Here is a 15,625-nt window from a genome sequence, read left to right as displayed (position 1 = left end):
CCATTTTTATTTACGATAATAATAGATTAAAAACCTAATCTTTTAGAAAAATCTCTAGCAATAGAGGGGGTATAAAAATGGATATCAATCAATATTTTGCCAATTGTAGCGACGATTATCTCGATTCTGAACAGAATAGCTCTGAGCAACTTTTGCTCGCAGACCTGACGGGATCAGATGAAGATGACATTTTTTTTGATGGCTTAATTGACCGGGATACGGGTTTTGGTCATGTGGTCAGACTGATGAGAATGCCCCACCTAGACAATGGCAACCTCAGCGGCGGTGATCCCGATGACAACTGGTATCAAGCAGAAGTGGTGGGGGAAGAAGCCGTGGGCGGCGACAATCCTACCCCCGATCAGAATGTGACGGAAGGATTACTGCAATCCATGGGCATTGCCAGTGTGGACGGTCGGCCCGTAGCCACGGTAAGAAACTTTGGGGCTAGGGATCAACGTCGTTGGGAACTGGACCCCGATTCTGCTGAAGACCATCAAAATCCCCAGGACGAAGACTGAATTCAAATTAAGTTTTGGGTAGAAAGTTTGGGGGCAGAGCGATTAGAATCAGGGCTGAACTATTTACCGCTCCGCTAGCTGTAACTTTTAGCGTCTGCCTTTTGCATGACTGAATTACCCCCCAATCCTAATTCCATAGCTGTTTCCCGTCGCACTGCGCTAAAACTTTTGGGGGTGGGTACCCTGGGAGGGGCCATTGGTTATTCCCGCTTAGCTAAGCCCCAACCCGCTCGATACCATAGCGATCGCCTAGATTTACCGCAATATTTATCCCAACCCAAGTCCGTGGTGGTGGTGGGGGCCGGTTTGGCTGGTTTAGCTTCAGCCTATGAACTGAGCAAGCGGGGCTTTAAGGTTACCCTGTTGGAGAAATCACCCAATTTGGGCGGTAAGGTGGCGGGCTGGCCCATCCAGGTGGGGGAAGAAACCTTTCAGATGGAACACGGTTTCCACGGCTTTTTTCCCCAGTATTACAACCTCAAAGGCATTGTTAATGAGTTGGCGATCGCCGATAATTTCCGTTCCCTGGATTTCTACTCTTTGGTGTTTAAGGAAGGCTACGAGCCGGAGGTATTTCGTCCGAGCCATTCCGCCTTTCCCTGGAACATTGTTGACCTGACCATTTCTTCCCCCAATCGGTTGCGCTGGGGCATTAATTTAACCAAACCCTCCCATTGGCAGGTGTTTCGGGCCATTACGGGATTCCAAATTCCTAAAAGCTATGACCAACTGGATGGCATCACCGTCAGTGATTGGGTGGCAAAGGGATTTCCCCAGGGTTTGTACGATCTTTACTTTCTGCCCTTTGCCAAATCTAGCTTGAATGCCCCCGATGTGTTGAGTGCGGGGGAATTGATGCAGTTTTTCCACTTTTACTTTTTCGGCAATCCTGAAGGCCTAGCTTTCAACGGCACCAAGGACGATATGGTGACCAGTTTGGTCATGCCCATGGTGGAGTCCATCAAAGCCCATGGAGGAGAAATTATCACCGAAGCCACCGTTAGTGCGATTAACTGTGATCAAGGTTTAATCCAATCCCTCCAGTATGTGCAGGGGGATGATCCCGTCAGCGATGTGCCCTTTACTGTGCCTCGCAATGAGTTGCTCTCCCAGGCAAGCCCGGGGGAGGATGTTTACTACGGCGCTGGCGATCGGGTTTATTGGGCTAAGCCAGAAGGAAAAGAAGCTTTGTCCCTCACCTGTAGTCACCAGGGTTGTACCGTTGCCAAACAGGAAAACGGCCAATTTATTTGTCCTTGCCATGGCGCTGTGTATGATGCCGATGGTCAAGTGATCCAGGGGCCGGCCAAACGTAACTTGGCCAAGTTTGCCGTTAAACCGGGGAGCAGTGCCAAGGAAGTACAGTTAGTTTCCCGCAGCAAGGGTAAACCAGCGGAGCAAACCCTCAAGGCAGATTATTATGTGCTGGCGGCGGACGTGGTGGGCATGAAAAACCTGGCCGATCGCCTGGAGGGAGATGTTAGTCCCCAATTGGTACAACAAGTAAAACAATTAGCCGTGGCGGATCCCTTTGCGGTGGCCCGGTTTTGGTTTGACCAAGATTTTGAATGGGCCCACAGTAATTTTGCCTCCCTGTCCGGTTATCGTTTGACCGATAGCATTACCCTCTATCACCGCATCCAAAATCAATTTATTGCCTGGGCGGAACGTACCGGGGGCAGTGTGGTGGAGTTACACGCCTATTGCTACAAAGAGAGAGAGTTTCCTACCCAAGGGGATTTGTTAACCACCTTTGAGCAGGAATTGTACGAAATTGTCCCCTCCCTAGCCACTGCCAACCTGCTACATCGAGAATTGGTCAACCAAAAGAATTTTTCCGGGTTTCCTCCCAACAGCTACGGCGATCGCCCGGAGACAGAAACTGCGGTGGCCAATCTTTTGTTCGCTGGGGATTGGGTGAAAATGCCCTTTCCCTGCGGCTTGATGGAGCGGGCCATCAGCAGTGGATTATTATCGGCCAACGCCATCTGTCACCAAGAAGGTCTGCAGCGGCGGGAATTGTTGACGGTGATGCCCGAGGGAATTTTGCAAATTTAGCCCCTGGGCCGTTTATGCCTAAAAAGATTGATTGATCCACCGGCTTGGTTAATTCTCTCCGGCCAATTTCAACAGCGGAAAGCCTAGGGCCAGGGGAACCAGAGCAAGGTTCTATTCCGTCTCCCTGGGGTAGTGGTGGTGCTGGGATTAATCTAGTTTGCTCGGGATTTCGTTGGCTAGTGTTAGCCTAGCAGGGTGGTTGTGGGGATTAAATAGCACCTGAAATTATGGTCACCGATCGCCAAAAGTCTGAGTCCCCCTTGGGGTTGCCCCGGTTGGCTAAGCATTCCAGGGCGTTTTTTTCCTGCCCAATGGTGGTGGGCTTCGGCAGTGGTGTAGTGGTGGCGATCGCCGGGGCCGCAACCTACGGCCATTATTGGGTACAGCGAAACGTCTCCCCCTTGGTGGGGCAAGCGGTGGAACATTTTTTAAATCGCCCGGTGGAATTGGGGCCATTGACCAGTGTTTCCCTCACCCATCTAGAATTTGGTGCCACTAGCATTCCGGCCACCCCTAGCGACCCCAACTGGGTGCAACTCCGAGGTCTAAAAATTAGCTATAACCCCTGGCAATATCTCCAAGATGAACATCTCGGGCTGACTATCACCGCAGTAGAACCCCAAGCCTATGTTGAACAAGGGCGATCGGGCCAGTGGTGGCACACTGCCGTGGGGCAAGTGGCCGATGATTTTCCCTTTCAATTGGAAAAATTAATTGTCCGCCGGGGTCGGGGCACTGTGGTTAGTCGCAACGATCGCCAAGCGCTCAATCAACCCATTCAATTGCGGCTAAACGATGGCCAATTTTGGCAAGAATCGAGCCAAGATATTTTCCATTTTCGCCTCCAAGGCCAACTATTGCCCCTGGTGGAGCGCCGCAGTCGTCTACTGGTGGAAGGCAGTATTGACCCAGCCCAGGAAAGCTGGCAACTCCTAGTCAAAAGTCACCATTTACCCCTCACTCCCCTCAAGGAAATTTTGCCCCTGCCTCTGGATTTCCAAGGGGGTAGTCTGGACAGTGAACTGGCGATCGCCGTTGAGGATCAACAACTAGTTTCCCTCGATGGGGAAGTGGATTTACACCAAGCTAGTTTGAAACTGCCCCAACTAGCCCGCCCCCTCACCGCCATTAATGGCCCCCTCATTTTACAGGGTCGCAAAATTCAACTGGGGCAAGTGCAAGGACAATTGGGGGAAATTAAGGCCCATAGCCGCGGTTACATTGATTGGCAAGATGGCTTCAACCTGGCGATCGCCACAGCGCCGTTGGCCGTCAACAAAATTTTCCAGGGGCTACATTTTCCCCCCGCCACTGTCCCCATTAGCGGTCAATTAAGTTCCACTGTGGCCATCCAAGGGCCATTGGAAAATCCCCAGATTAGGGTTGACCTGCAAAAAGCAGGCAAAAATCCCCTCCAGATCGAAAACCTCGCCCTACAGGATCTCCAAGCTCACCTCAACCTAGAAGGCGATCGGGTGGTGGTGAAAAATTTTCAGGCCCTACCCCGCAGCGGCGGCAACTTGAGCGGCTCAGGGCAAATTCAAGCCCAGAGGAAGGGTAATAAATTAGATTGGCAACCGTTCCAACTGCAAGTTCAGGCTGAAAATGTTGATGTGCAACCCTGGTTGGAGGGGGATTTAATCGCCCCATTGCCCCCAGTGTTACCCCTATCAGGGCAAGCTCAAATCACGGGAAAATTATCCGAACCCCGTACTTGGCAAGCCCAGGCCCAAGGCAATTTTGCCCTAGCGGGGGGATTAGTTAAAACCGAAGATTTTGTTTACCAAGGGGGCCAATGGCAAGGCCATTTTCAACTGCAAAATTTATCCCTAGGGAATTTAGACACAGCATCAATCCCAGACAGTTTGAAGCAGGGTAAACTCCAGGCCCAGGTGTGGGCCCAGGGAAATCAACAATATCAGTCGCCGTTGCAATTACAGGGCCAAGGGCAAGTGACTTTACCCCAGGGTGCAGTGGCGATCGACCAATTTCAACTCCAGGGGAAACAATGGCAAGGGGTGTTTGCGGCGAAAAATATTGCCTTGGCAACCTTGCCCGGTATGGATCAATCCTGGTCAGGAACTTTAGCTGGCAACTGGACTGGTAAAGGGCACCTTGACCAACCCATGCACCAATGGAATTTGTCCGGTTCGGGGCAATGGCGCTCTCCCAAGGGAACGGTGGACATTCAACAATTTACTTTGGGGGAGGAAAACTTCACCGCCCAACTGAGCACGGAGAGCATAGATTGGCAGGCTTTACGCATTAGTCAACCGGGACAGGTAGCGGGGCGATTAAACCTAACGGGGGAATGGACTGGGGAAACAGCTCAGTTAAAAAACTTAAAAGGAAATTTGACTAGCTCCCAAGGGTGGCAATTATTATCGGACCCCGTCACTGTGGCCTTTGACTGGCAGGGTTCCCAGCTTAAATTGAGCCAACTCCGTAGCAAGGGTTTGCAAGCCCAGGGAAATGTCCAAATTGCCATTGCTGGAGTTAAACCTGGTTTTAATTTCCAAGCGGGAATAAAAGCCATGGACCTCCAGGTAGAAGCCGCAGGGTTACCCCTAGCTAAGATCATTGCCAATCCCCCAGGGGCTCCATGGTCGGGGAATTTAGATTTTAAGGGGCAGGTGACTGGCTCTGGCCCCCAACCCCAATGGCAAGGAGAATTGGCGGTGCACCGTTTGCAGTTAGGGGAGTTTAAGTTTGCGTCCCTTTTAAGCGGTGAGGTGAAAAAAGATCTGCAAGGCGTACAATTGGCTCTCCATGGGGAAGGGGAACAAATTCGCCTCAGTTTAGACCCCACACAACAACCCACAGCGGTGTTATGGGAGCGGGGCCCATGGCAACTATCAGGGCAAAAACAAAAACAGGCTAACCAGTGGTCTTTAACGGCCCGTTCCTTACCTCTGGACGCTTTACAAAATAGTCTGCCCTTAGCCCTAACCCTTGTGTCTAATGGGGACAACTCCTTAACGGATTCCTTGGCAAAACTCCAGAGTCAACCTTGGGGAGGACAACTATCGGGGCATTTTCAGCTTGACCTGGCCGAAAAAACGGCGATCGCCACTAGGGTTAATATCCAGCAACCCCGTTGGGGTAATTTTAGTGCCCAGGATTTGGCTGGTAATTTTAGCTACGGCCAGGGGCAATTAACGGTGGACAGTGGTCGTTTGCGCCATGGCCAGAGTACGGTTTTAATCCAGGGGCAAGCTAACTTCCAAGGCGATCAACCCCAGTGGGGCGGGGAAATTAGTTTCCGTCAAAGCCGGATTGAAGATGTTTTAACGGCTCTGCAACTGTTCACCTGGAAAGATTTTGGCCGGGGTTTTCAGCCTCCCTCCTACGGCACAGCGAAGGATCTGTACGGTGCCATGGGGCAAGATTTGGATCAAGAAAATTTGCCGCCGTTGGTTAGTGTGGGCAATGCCCTGGATGACCTGGCGACTCAATTTAAGCAACTGGCCCTGAGTGAAACTAGCTTGACGTCAACGGAGACGAATCAGGACTCTTTACCAGATTTAGACCAACTGCAGGGACAATTGCAGGGCAAAATCACCGTGGAGAAACGGGGGGACTCTCCCCTGGCGGCCAACTTCAATTTGTTGGGTCAACATTGGCGGTGGGGCGACCATGGCCTGGAGCAATTGCAAGTGGCCGGGCGTTGGCAGGGGGATAACCTCAGCCTTGCTCCCCTGGAATTGCGCACTGGCGATCGATTTTTGCGGGTCACTGGGTCACTGGGGCCGGAGGGGCAACAGGGGCAAATTCAACTCCATCAACTACCCCTTGGCCCCTTGGCCAAAATTTTGCATCTCCCTGCCCACCTCGCTCCGGCAGGGGATGTATTTGCTGATTTTCGCCTCCAGGGTAGCCGGCAGAACCCCCAATTTCAGGGCAAAGTGCAGATTAAAGATAATCGTTTTGGCCCCTTGGCCCTGGAAAAAACCGAGGGAGATTTTAGTTACCAAGCCGGTCGTTTAGATTTTCAATTACAAAGTCTGGTTAATTCCCTCACGGAACCGCTGCAACTACAGGGCAGTGTTCCCTATGTCTTTCCCTTTGCCAGTCAAGCTCCCAACAGTAATCATTTTTCCCTGGCATTAAAGTTAAAAAATGACAGTCTGAAGTTGATTAACCTATTCAGCCATGGGCAATTAAGTTGGCTAGGCGGTCAGGGGGAAGTGGATTTAGCTTTGTTGGGCCGCCTTGATCCCTATAACCAAGCCCTGTACCAACTCCAAGGGTTGGGGGAAATTACCATCCAAAATGGGGCGATCGCCGCTCAGATGTTACCAGATAAGCCCCTAACCCAGGTCAATGCCAACATTGTGGCGGACTTGAATACGCTCCAGGTGACCAATTTAACCGGGCAAATCAGTGGCGGCAGTTTAGCCATGGTGGGCAGTCTACCCCTACAAAATCCCTTACCCAATCTGGACCAAGGTTTACAACTGAGCCTGAATAATTTGGCGGTGGATGTGCCCAGTCTGTACCAAGGAGCCCTGGGGGGGTTGGTGCAAATTACCGGCACGGCGATCGCCCCCCAGGTGGGAGGTCAGTTGGCTCTGGGCAATGGCAATATTTCCGTGGGACAAACTCTGCCTGCTCTGGGTTCTGGTGCTCCTTCCCATCAAGGTTTGAGGTTCAACAATTTAAGCCTCGTGTTGGCGGAAAATGTCCGGGTGCAAAATTTACCCTTTCTCGATTTTGCCGCCAGTGGCCAAGTGATGCTGAATGGTACACCGCAAAATTTGCGTCCTGAGGGGGAAATTAAACTCAAAGGGGGCCAGGTAAATTTGTTTGCGAGCCAATTAAGGTTGGATAATAACCAAAATAACAGCGTTTATTTTCTGCCCCAGCGGGGTCTAGACCCCTATCTAGATTTATATTTGCTCAGTTCCGTCAGTGAAACAAGCCGCAACATCACCAACCACAGTCCCCTTTCTTCGGAGGTGCCAGAACCCTTCAGTGCCACCCAGGACAGCCTGCAAACAGTGCGCATCCAAGCCCACATCAATGGCTACGCCAGTGAAATTAACCAAAATATCCAGTTAACCAGTACACCCCGGCGATCGCCCCAGGAAATCATTACCCTGCTGGGGGGCGGTGTGCTCAGTACCCTGGGCCAGGACAGTACCCAAACTACGGTGGGGCTAGCTAATTTGGCTGGATCGGCAGTGTTGGGGCCCGTCCAGGGGCGCATTGGTGAGGCCTTGGGGCTCAGTGAATTTCGCATTTTTTCCACCCCCTTAATGAACGAAGGCGATCGCCTCCAGGGCAATCAAATCGGAGTAGCGGCGGAGGCTGGCATTGACATCACTCCCCAATTGGGAGTTTCGGTGCAAAAAATCATCAACTCCGATCGCCTACCCCAGTGGGGCTTGGAATACCGGGTTAACGACAGCACGGTGATCCGGGGTTCCAGCAATTTCCAAGACGACAGCCGGGGCATAGTGGAATTTCAAAAACGGTTTTAGCCCTTGCTAGCCGTAAGTTCCAAATTATACGAAGGGGAAAATGCGAGGGATGCTAGCCAGCAATTCAACCATTGGCAATAATGTGCAGATCAACGCTGGGTAAACAGCGCATTAGCTTTTGGACAATGGAACCTTTCACTAGTAAATGCCACCGCGATCGCCGACTTTCCCCCAAGACAATTTGGGTAATGCGATAATTTACGGCCACCTGGGCAATGGCCCCCACCACATCGTCCGATTCCTGACGAATGAATTCCCCTTCAAACTCCTGGGTCAGGTGTTGGCAGGTTTCCACATGGAGGGCCTCCAGCTTGGAGAGAAACTGATTGGTGGGAGCCACAAACAGGACGAATAGGCGACCATTCATCTGGCTGGCAATGCGTCCCCCCCGTCGCAATAATTGAATGGAATTGGGATAGGTCGAAATACACACCAAAACCCGTTCGTGGATGGCACAGTGGTTAGTCTGCTGATCATGGCGACTATTCTCTTCAATATTGTTGGCCACTTCCCGCAAAGCCAGTTCCCTCAGGGCTACCAAATTTTGACGCTTAAAAAAGTTTTGCAAGGCTTGGTTAATTTTGTCCGGGGCATAAATTTTCCCCTCCTGTAAACGCTCTTGCAGGGTTTCCGGGGTAATGTCAATCACAATCACCTCATCGGCATCATCCAAAAGGCGATCGGGCACCCGTTCCCGCACCACTACCCCGGAAATTTTATGCACCAGGTCATTCAAGCTTTCCAGATGTTGAATATTAAGGGTGGAATACACGTCAATGCCGGCCCCTAGAATTAGCTCCACATCCTGATAACGTTTTTCCCGATCCGAACCAGGAATATTGGTATGGGCCAACTCGTCCACCAACGCCAACTGCGGCGATCGGGCCAGAATGGCTCCGGTATCCATTTCCAGCAACGATCGCCCTTGCCAAGTCATTGTCTTGAGGGGGACCTGCTCCAGACCAATGGCTTTTTGGGCCGTTTCCTCCCGGCTGTGGGTTTCCAGTAGCCCAATGACCACATCAAACCCTTCCTGTTTAAGCTGTTGTCCCTCTTCTAGCATGCGGTAGGTTTTGCCAACCCCTGGGGCCATGCCAATGAAAATTTTGTGCTTACCCCGCCGGGGAAGGGGAGACGCCGTTAGGGATAAGGAACTGGATTGACCGACATGGATCATAGTGATGGGGCAGAGTGAATTTTAAGAAAGCGGAGAGGCCTGCCTTGATCGGTTATCGAAATGCCTTTGATTTAGTAACCGAAGAGCGGTGGATAGATCCATAACCTGACTTACCCTATAAATAGCTGAATCTAAGCTCTGACTAACTATGACCCGTAGGCCCTCATCGTGGTAAACCACTAGAATTTTGGCTTGAAACATCAGAGGCAAGGGTTTAACGGTTATCAAGGGCCAGGTTGAGGGTGAGGACATTGACCCCAGGCTCACCAAAAATGCCGAGGAAGCGACCCTCAGTGTGCTTAGCTATCAAGGTTTGTAATTCCTGGGGAAGTATAGACCTGGCCTTGGCCACTCGCTCGATCTGGGCTTGGGCCGCCGCTGGGCTAATGTGGGGATCAAGCCCGGAACCAGATGTGTACAGCAAATCGGCGGTGGGTTGCACTGCATTATCCTCTAAGCGTTGGGCCTCCGCTTCAATGCGGGACAAAAGGTCAGGATTACCGGGAGCTAGGTTGCTCGCGCCGGAAATGCCGGTGGGGGAAGCGTCTGCCCCTTCACTGTAGTTAATGGCACTGGGGCGACTCCAGAAATAACCCTCTTCGGTGAAGGTTTGTCCAATTAGGGCAGAACCCACGACTTGCCCCTGGGGATTGGTGATGAGGCTGCCATTGGCCTGGTAGGGAAAAACCAGTTGACCAATCACTAATACAATCGCCGGATAAATGAGGGCAGTTAAAATCCAAAGCAGGGCGGTACTGCGTAAACTAATCACAAAATTACGAATCATGGCAAAGTTTTAGGGAAAATAAACGCAGGCAACGGGGAAGAACAATTAAGAAGGCCCGTTTGGTAAAGTCACTTTAAAAACGTTCGGGCTCAATAATCACCATGGCCAGGTAAACAGCCAATCCCAACACAATAATCAGTAGTAGACCAAGGGCGTAGGCAGTACCCCGGTCAATGGCACCGTTCTCGGCGGCATGGATGGCAGGGGCGATCGCCAAATTAGATAAAGTCGCCAACAGGATGGTGCGACCAATGATGGAGATTTTAGGGAACATCGGAGTTAGGACAAAGAAAAAAATAGGGAAAAAACGCCGGAGTAAAGGAAACAATGCCAAACCATTGCAGTTAGCAGACATCAAAGCAAAGAAATACCAAGATCTATGAGCTTGATAGCCACAAAGGGCACAATGATGCCCCCCAACCCATAAACTAAAATGTTGCGCTGAAGTAGTTGATCTGCACTTAAAGGACGAAACTTTACCCCCCGTAGGGCCAGGGGAATAAGGGCGGGGATAATCAGAGCGTTGTAAATCAGGGCCGAGAGTACAGCGGATTGGGGACTGCTCAGATCCATGATGTTGAGGGCACCAATGCCAATACCGGCAAACATGGCAGGGATGATGGCGAAATATTTAGCAATGTCGTTGGCCAGGGAAAAGGTGGTCAAAGCCCCCCTGGTGATTAGAAGTTGTTTACCAATGGTGACCAGGACGATCAGTTTGGTGGGGTCAGAATCGAGGTCCACCATATTGGCTGCTTCCTTGGCCGCTTGGGTGCCAGAATTCATTGCTAGACCCACATTGGCCTGGGCGAGGGCCGGAGCGTCGTTAGTACCGTCTCCAGTCATGGCCACCAATTTACCAGCGGCCTGTTCCTGTTGAATAACCTGGATTTTGTCTTCTGGAGTGGCTTCGGCAATGAAGTCATCAACCCCCGCTTCTTTAGCAATTACCGCAGCAGTAATGCGATTATCCCCCGTGAGCATCGCGGTGCGGACTCCCATGCGCCGCAGTTGATTAAATCGTTCTTGAATGCCTGGTTTGATAATGTCCTTGAGGTAAATTACGCCGTAAATATCATCATTGCGACAAACCGCCAACGGAGTGCCCCCTAGGTGGGAAATCCGGCGGTAGGCTTCATCAAGATCCGTGGGGGACTGGCCTCCCCTTGACCGGACAAAACCTCGAATTGCATCCACCGCCCCTTTCCGTATCTCACTACCATCGGGTAAATTGGTACCGCTCATGCGAGTCCGGGCAGAAAATTCCACCCCCTCCGCCTCCTGGGGATCAAAGTCCAAATTGGCTCCCATTTTCTCCGCCAGGCGCACAATGGATTTTCCTTCCGGGGTGGTGTCAAAAATACTCGCCCCCAAGGCGATCGCCGCCACTTCTTCCACAGAATGACCATTCACCGGCAAAAAAGCTTCCGCTAAACGGTTTCCCAGGGTGATAGTGCCCGTTTTATCTAGCACCAAGGTGTTGATGTCGCCGCAGGCTTCCACGGCCCGCCCGGAAGTGGCCACCACATTAAACTGGGCTACCCGGTCCATGCCAGCAATGCCAATGGCACTCAGTAAACCGCCAATGGTGGTGGGAATCAACGCCACCAAGAGGGCAATAAGTAGGGTAATGCTCACCGGGCTATCGATGTAATCAGCCGGGGGAGGCAGAGTTGCCACCACAATTAAGAACACCAAGGTCAACACCGCCAACAATACCGTTAGGGCAATTTCATTGGGGGTTTTACTGCGTTCTGCCCCTTCCACCAGGGCAATCATGCGGTCAATAAAGCCCTTACCGGGATCCGCGGTCACCCGGATGATCAGTTCATCGGAAATGATGCGGGTGCCCCCTGTCACGGAACTGGCCACATCGGAATCTGGTTCCTTGAGCACTGGGGCCGATTCCCCCGTAATGGCGGATTCGTCCACCGAGGCCACCCCCTCCAACACTTCCCCATCGGCCGGGATAATATCGCCAGCGGTCACTTTAAGGCGATCGCCTCTCCTTAGATGGGTGGAGCTGACCATTTCTAGGGAACCATCAGCTAAAATTCGCTGGGCATAGGTCTTAGTTTGGGTTGACCGCAGGGCATCGGCCTGGGCCTTTCCCCTACCCTCAGCCACCGCTTCGGCAAAGTTGGCAAACAAGACTGTAAATAACAAAATAACCGTCACCAAACCGTTAAACATGGCTGAGGTGCCAGTCGCCCCAAATAGGTTGGGATTGAGGGTCAAAACCCCGGTGATCAAGGTGCCTACCCAAACCATAAACATGACCGGATTTTTGATCATGATTTTGGGATTGAGCTTGACCCAGGCTTCCTTGAAAGCCTGTTGATAGAGATCGGAAAGATTGGCTTTTGGGGTATGTCGCCGCTGTTGTCGTGGCCCCCCCGGTTGTCGCACAGTGGAAGTGAAATCCATAAACTTAGGTAAAAATCGGATTTAAGAGTAGGGAAAAGATAAAAACCAAGCGTCGGCTAATATTGCTCCGAGCTAAACCAAATTGAAGGCTTCTGCCACTGGGCCGAGCACCAAAATGGGTAAAAAGGTCAGGGCACCGAGGATGATGATGGCTCCGGCGGTAATCCCAGTGAATAGGGTTGTATCGGTGTGGAGGGTGCCGCTGGTTTCCGGAACGGGTTGTTTGCGAGCCATGCCATCGGCCAAGAAAATTAGGGCAACAATTGGTACATAGCGTCCGGCAATTAACGAGAAACTGGTGCTTAAATTCCACCAAAGAGTGTTATCTGCTAAGCCTTCAAAGCCCGAACCATTGTTGGCAGCGGCGGAAGCATATTCGTAGGCCACCTGGGAAATGCCATGGAAGCCCGGATTGCTAATGCCCGCTAGGGTGTCGGGAAAGGCGAGGGTAATGGCCGTCGGAATTAAAATGGCAATGGGATGAATCAGAAGAATTAAGCTAGCGAGGACAATTTCCCGTTTCTCAATTTTGCGCCCTAAAAATTCCGGTGTCCGTCCCACCATCAACCCAGTGAGAAAAACCGTCAGGATGAGGAACACAAACAAATAAGCCGTGCCAGTGCCCTGGCCTCCCCAAATAATTTGTAGGAATAGGTCCGATAGGGTGACAAAACCACCGGGGGGCATGAGGGAGTCATGCATGCCGTTGACCGCCCCACACATGGTTCCCGTTGTGGACACAGCCCACAGGGCCGTTAATGCCCAACCAAAGCGCACTTCTTTACCCTCTAAATTGGGTTGGGTTTCCCCGAGGATCTGATTAACTAGGGGATTACCTTGGAATTCCCCCCCAGCGGCAATGGCAATCAGAATCAAAAACAGAATAAACACCATCCAAAAAATCAACCATCCTTGTTTGGGGTTGCCTGCCATGATGCCGTAGGTAATGATTAAACCGGCGGGAATCACCATCATGATCACCGTTTCCAATAGGTTGGCAAAATTATTGGGATTTTCGAAGGGATGGGCAGAGTTAACACCGAAAAAACCGCCGCCATTTTCCCCTAGTTCTTTGATGATTTCAAAATGGGCCACGGGACCCCGGGCGATCCATTGAGTTGCTCCCTCTAGGGTAGTCACCTGGGCTGGTCCAGCAAGGGTTTCCGGCACCCCAGCCAGGAGGAGGAGTATTGCCCCCACGAGGGAAATTGGCAATAAAATTCTGGTAATTGATAGCACTAAATCCTGATAAAAATTACCGATCGCCTGGCCGATTAAGCCCCGAATAAAGGCGATCGCCACTGCAATGCCGCTGGCCGCTGAAGTGAACATCAAAAAGCCCAAGGCCCCGGCCTGACCGAAGTAGGTATAGGTAGTTTCTCCGGAATAGTGTTGTTGATTGGTGTTGGTCACAAAAGAAATGGCCGTGTGTAGGGCCAAATCCCAGGAGGGAGCCGATAAACCCGTGGGATTGAGGGGTAAACTGCCCTGCAGCATCAAGATTAGGAAAACGAAAATGCCCATAACCAGATTACTGATCAGCACAGCGCTAATATACCGGGCTGCCCCCATGGGGCGATTTTCCATAATGCCAGAGCCAGCAAAAATTAAGGACTCCACAGGCCGGGCAATTTTATCGAGCCAAGTGGACTGACCAAGAAAAACCCGCGCCATATAACGCCCAAGCAAGGGGGCCGTGGCCACAAGGATGGCTAAAATCAGTGCAATTTGTACAAAACCTTGCCACATAAAACTTTGTCATCTCCAAGTAATATTAGGGCAGGACAGGTGGGGTCACTCACTACTCTAAAAAAGTTAAATTCCGCCGCTAATTTATCCATGTCATCAGCTTGCCTTGATCAACGAATTTCTACAAGGTATAGAAGAGAATTTAAAAGATGTTTATAGATTATACTTAAACAATTTCATTGCCCATATTAAAATTGTTTAGCTTTGATCTATATCAAATGATATAGAAGTAATTAAACAAGTAGATTCATTTTTTTTGTTTTAGTATGGATGGGAAGTCCCCTGTAATTTTGCTCCTTCAAAGCCATTTCTGTTCAATGATTGTCTGACCAAACAATGCGTATTTGGACCCGTACCCACTGGTTGCTAGCAATTCTTTTTTTAGTTGTGATTAGCCTGGAATACAGCACTCCCCCTCCCTATGTGCTCGGCTACCTTTACATTGGGGCAGTGTTATTGGCCAGTGTGCGGCTGGGGCGTCGGGCAACCCTCTGGGTAACAGGCATTGCGGTGGGTCTAACCCTACTAAATTTGTGGATTCCGGGCATTGAACCAATCACCCCCATTACCTTGGCCAATCGGATTATCACCGTACTGGCACTGCTGGTCACCGCTTGGCTGAGCGATCGCCTGCAACAATACGAAGCGGCCATGCTAAAACAACAGGTACAACTAGCAACCCAAATTCAACTGGCCAAGGTGCGGGAGGATTTTGTCTCAACCCTAACCCATGACTTGAAAACTCCTCTTTTGGGAGCAATTGAAACCCTCAATGCTTTCCAAGCAGGACAGTTTGGGGCCGTTACCCATGGCCAACAACGGGCGATCGCCATTATGATGCGTAGCCACCGCATGACCTTGCAACTGGTTGAAACCCTAATGGATGTTTATCGCAATGACACAGAGGGTTTATACCTACACCAGGAACCGGTCAATCTGACTAGTCTGGCCGAAGAAGTAATTCTGCAACTCACCCCCCTGGCCACGTCCCGTCAAATCCATTTATGTCTGCGCCAAGGTAACTCCGACTTTCGCCAGACCTACTGGGTACAAGCCGATGCCCTACAACTACAACGGGTTTTTAATAACCTCATTACCAATGCCATTAACCATTCCCCCCGTGGTTGTAAGGTGGAAATTTCCTTGATCTCGAGAAATAATTATTTCCAGGTGCAAATTGTCGATGAAGGACGGGGCATTCCTGATTATGATCTGCCCAATCTCTTCGAGCGATTTTATCAAGGCCATGGCGATCGCCAAGCGAAGGGAGCCGGACTAGGTTTATATCTCAGCCGCCAAATTATTGAAGCCCACGGCGGTAAAATCTGGGCGGAACCCCGCTCTCCCCAAGGAGCCATTTTTGCTTTTTCTCTGCCCATAGAATCCTAGGGCTTAACCGGCTCTTTGGTTTGTTGCTATTCAT

General features: G+C 51.0%; 9 protein-coding genes. 4 read left to right on the top strand and 5 right to left on the bottom strand.

Annotated elements, in window-relative coordinates:
* Positions 1 to 77: 77 nt before the first annotated feature.
* From H6G45_RS07745 to H6G45_RS07735, 3 genes are all read left to right on the top strand, one after another.
* Positions 78 to 521 (top strand): DUF6335 family protein, encoded by a 444-nt coding sequence (locus H6G45_RS07745; RefSeq protein WP_242018094.1) that lies wholly within the window; start codon positions 78 to 80, stop codon positions 519 to 521.
* Positions 522 to 626: 105 nt separating this feature from the next.
* On the top strand, positions 627 to 2,579 hold the full coding sequence (locus H6G45_RS07740) for an FAD-dependent oxidoreductase (protein ID WP_190597872.1): 1,953 nt from the start codon (positions 627 to 629) through the stop codon (positions 2,577 to 2,579).
* A gap of 227 nt (positions 2,580 to 2,806) precedes the next feature.
* The gene (locus H6G45_RS07735) at positions 2,807 to 8,062 is read left to right on the top strand and encodes a translocation/assembly module TamB domain-containing protein (protein WP_190597871.1); all 5,256 of its coding nucleotides are present in this window, start codon (positions 2,807 to 2,809) and stop codon (positions 8,060 to 8,062) included.
* A gap of 64 nt (positions 8,063 to 8,126) precedes the next feature.
* Here the strand turns inward: H6G45_RS07735 and H6G45_RS07730 are convergent, their stop codons facing one another.
* From H6G45_RS07730 to kdpA, 5 genes are all read right to left on the bottom strand, one after another.
* Complete coding sequence (locus tag H6G45_RS07730; RefSeq protein WP_190597870.1) at positions 8,127 to 9,239, bottom strand: sensor histidine kinase KdpD; 1,113 nt, start codon at positions 9,237 to 9,239, stop codon at positions 8,127 to 8,129.
* 214 nt (positions 9,240 to 9,453) lie between these two features.
* Positions 9,454 to 10,026 (bottom strand): K(+)-transporting ATPase subunit C, encoded by a 573-nt coding sequence (gene kdpC, locus H6G45_RS07725; protein WP_190597869.1) that lies wholly within the window; start codon positions 10,024 to 10,026, stop codon positions 9,454 to 9,456.
* Positions 10,027 to 10,099: 73 nt separating this feature from the next.
* On the bottom strand, positions 10,100 to 10,300 hold the full coding sequence (locus H6G45_RS07720) for a potassium-transporting ATPase subunit F (protein WP_242018093.1): 201 nt from the start codon (positions 10,298 to 10,300) through the stop codon (positions 10,100 to 10,102).
* 80 nt (positions 10,301 to 10,380) lie between these two features.
* On the bottom strand, positions 10,381 to 12,453 hold the full coding sequence (gene kdpB / locus H6G45_RS07715) for a potassium-transporting ATPase subunit KdpB (protein WP_190597867.1): 2,073 nt from the start codon (positions 12,451 to 12,453) through the stop codon (positions 10,381 to 10,383).
* 72 nt (positions 12,454 to 12,525) lie between these two features.
* Positions 12,526 to 14,202: a potassium-transporting ATPase subunit KdpA gene (kdpA, locus tag H6G45_RS07710; protein ID WP_190597866.1), complete on the bottom strand. Its 1,677-nt coding sequence runs from the start codon at positions 14,200 to 14,202 to the stop codon at positions 12,526 to 12,528.
* 336 nt (positions 14,203 to 14,538) lie between these two features.
* Here kdpA and H6G45_RS07705 point away from each other — a divergent pair, with 336 nt between their 5' ends.
* Entirely contained in the window at positions 14,539 to 15,591 is a 1,053-nt protein-coding gene (locus H6G45_RS07705) for a HAMP domain-containing sensor histidine kinase (RefSeq protein WP_190597865.1), read from the top strand.
* The last annotated feature ends 34 nt before the right edge of the window (positions 15,592 to 15,625 follow it).

The organism is Synechocystis sp. FACHB-383, from assembly GCF_014698605.1.
Classification (GTDB): Bacteria; Cyanobacteriota; Cyanobacteriia; order Cyanobacteriales; family Microcystaceae; genus Synechocystis; species Synechocystis salina.
This window is presented reverse-complemented; position numbering and strand designations above follow the sequence as displayed.

Excerpts from the sequence above, each read along its gene's own strand:
- H6G45_RS07705 (WP_190597865.1), top strand. The coding sequence starts at position 14,539 with ATGCGTATTTGGACCCGTACCCACTGGTTGCTAGCAATTCTTTTTTTA.
- H6G45_RS07740 (WP_190597872.1), top strand. The coding sequence starts at position 627 with ATGACTGAATTACCCCCCAATCCTAATTCCATAGCTGTTTCCCGTCGC.
- kdpC (WP_190597869.1), bottom strand. The coding sequence starts at position 10,026 with ATGATTCGTAATTTTGTGATTAGTTTACGCAGTACCGCCCTGCTTTGG.
- H6G45_RS07735 (WP_190597871.1), top strand. The coding sequence starts at position 2,807 with ATGGTCACCGATCGCCAAAAGTCTGAGTCCCCCTTGGGGTTGCCCCGG.
- H6G45_RS07745 (WP_242018094.1), top strand. The coding sequence starts at position 78 with ATGGATATCAATCAATATTTTGCCAATTGTAGCGACGATTATCTCGAT.
- kdpA (WP_190597866.1), bottom strand. The coding sequence starts at position 14,202 with ATGTGGCAAGGTTTTGTACAAATTGCACTGATTTTAGCCATCCTTGTG.
- H6G45_RS07730 (WP_190597870.1), bottom strand. The coding sequence starts at position 9,239 with ATGATCCATGTCGGTCAATCCAGTTCCTTATCCCTAACGGCGTCTCCC.
- kdpB (WP_190597867.1), bottom strand. The coding sequence starts at position 12,453 with ATGGATTTCACTTCCACTGTGCGACAACCGGGGGGGCCACGACAACAG.
- H6G45_RS07720 (WP_242018093.1), bottom strand. The coding sequence starts at position 10,300 with ATGTTCCCTAAAATCTCCATCATTGGTCGCACCATCCTGTTGGCGACT.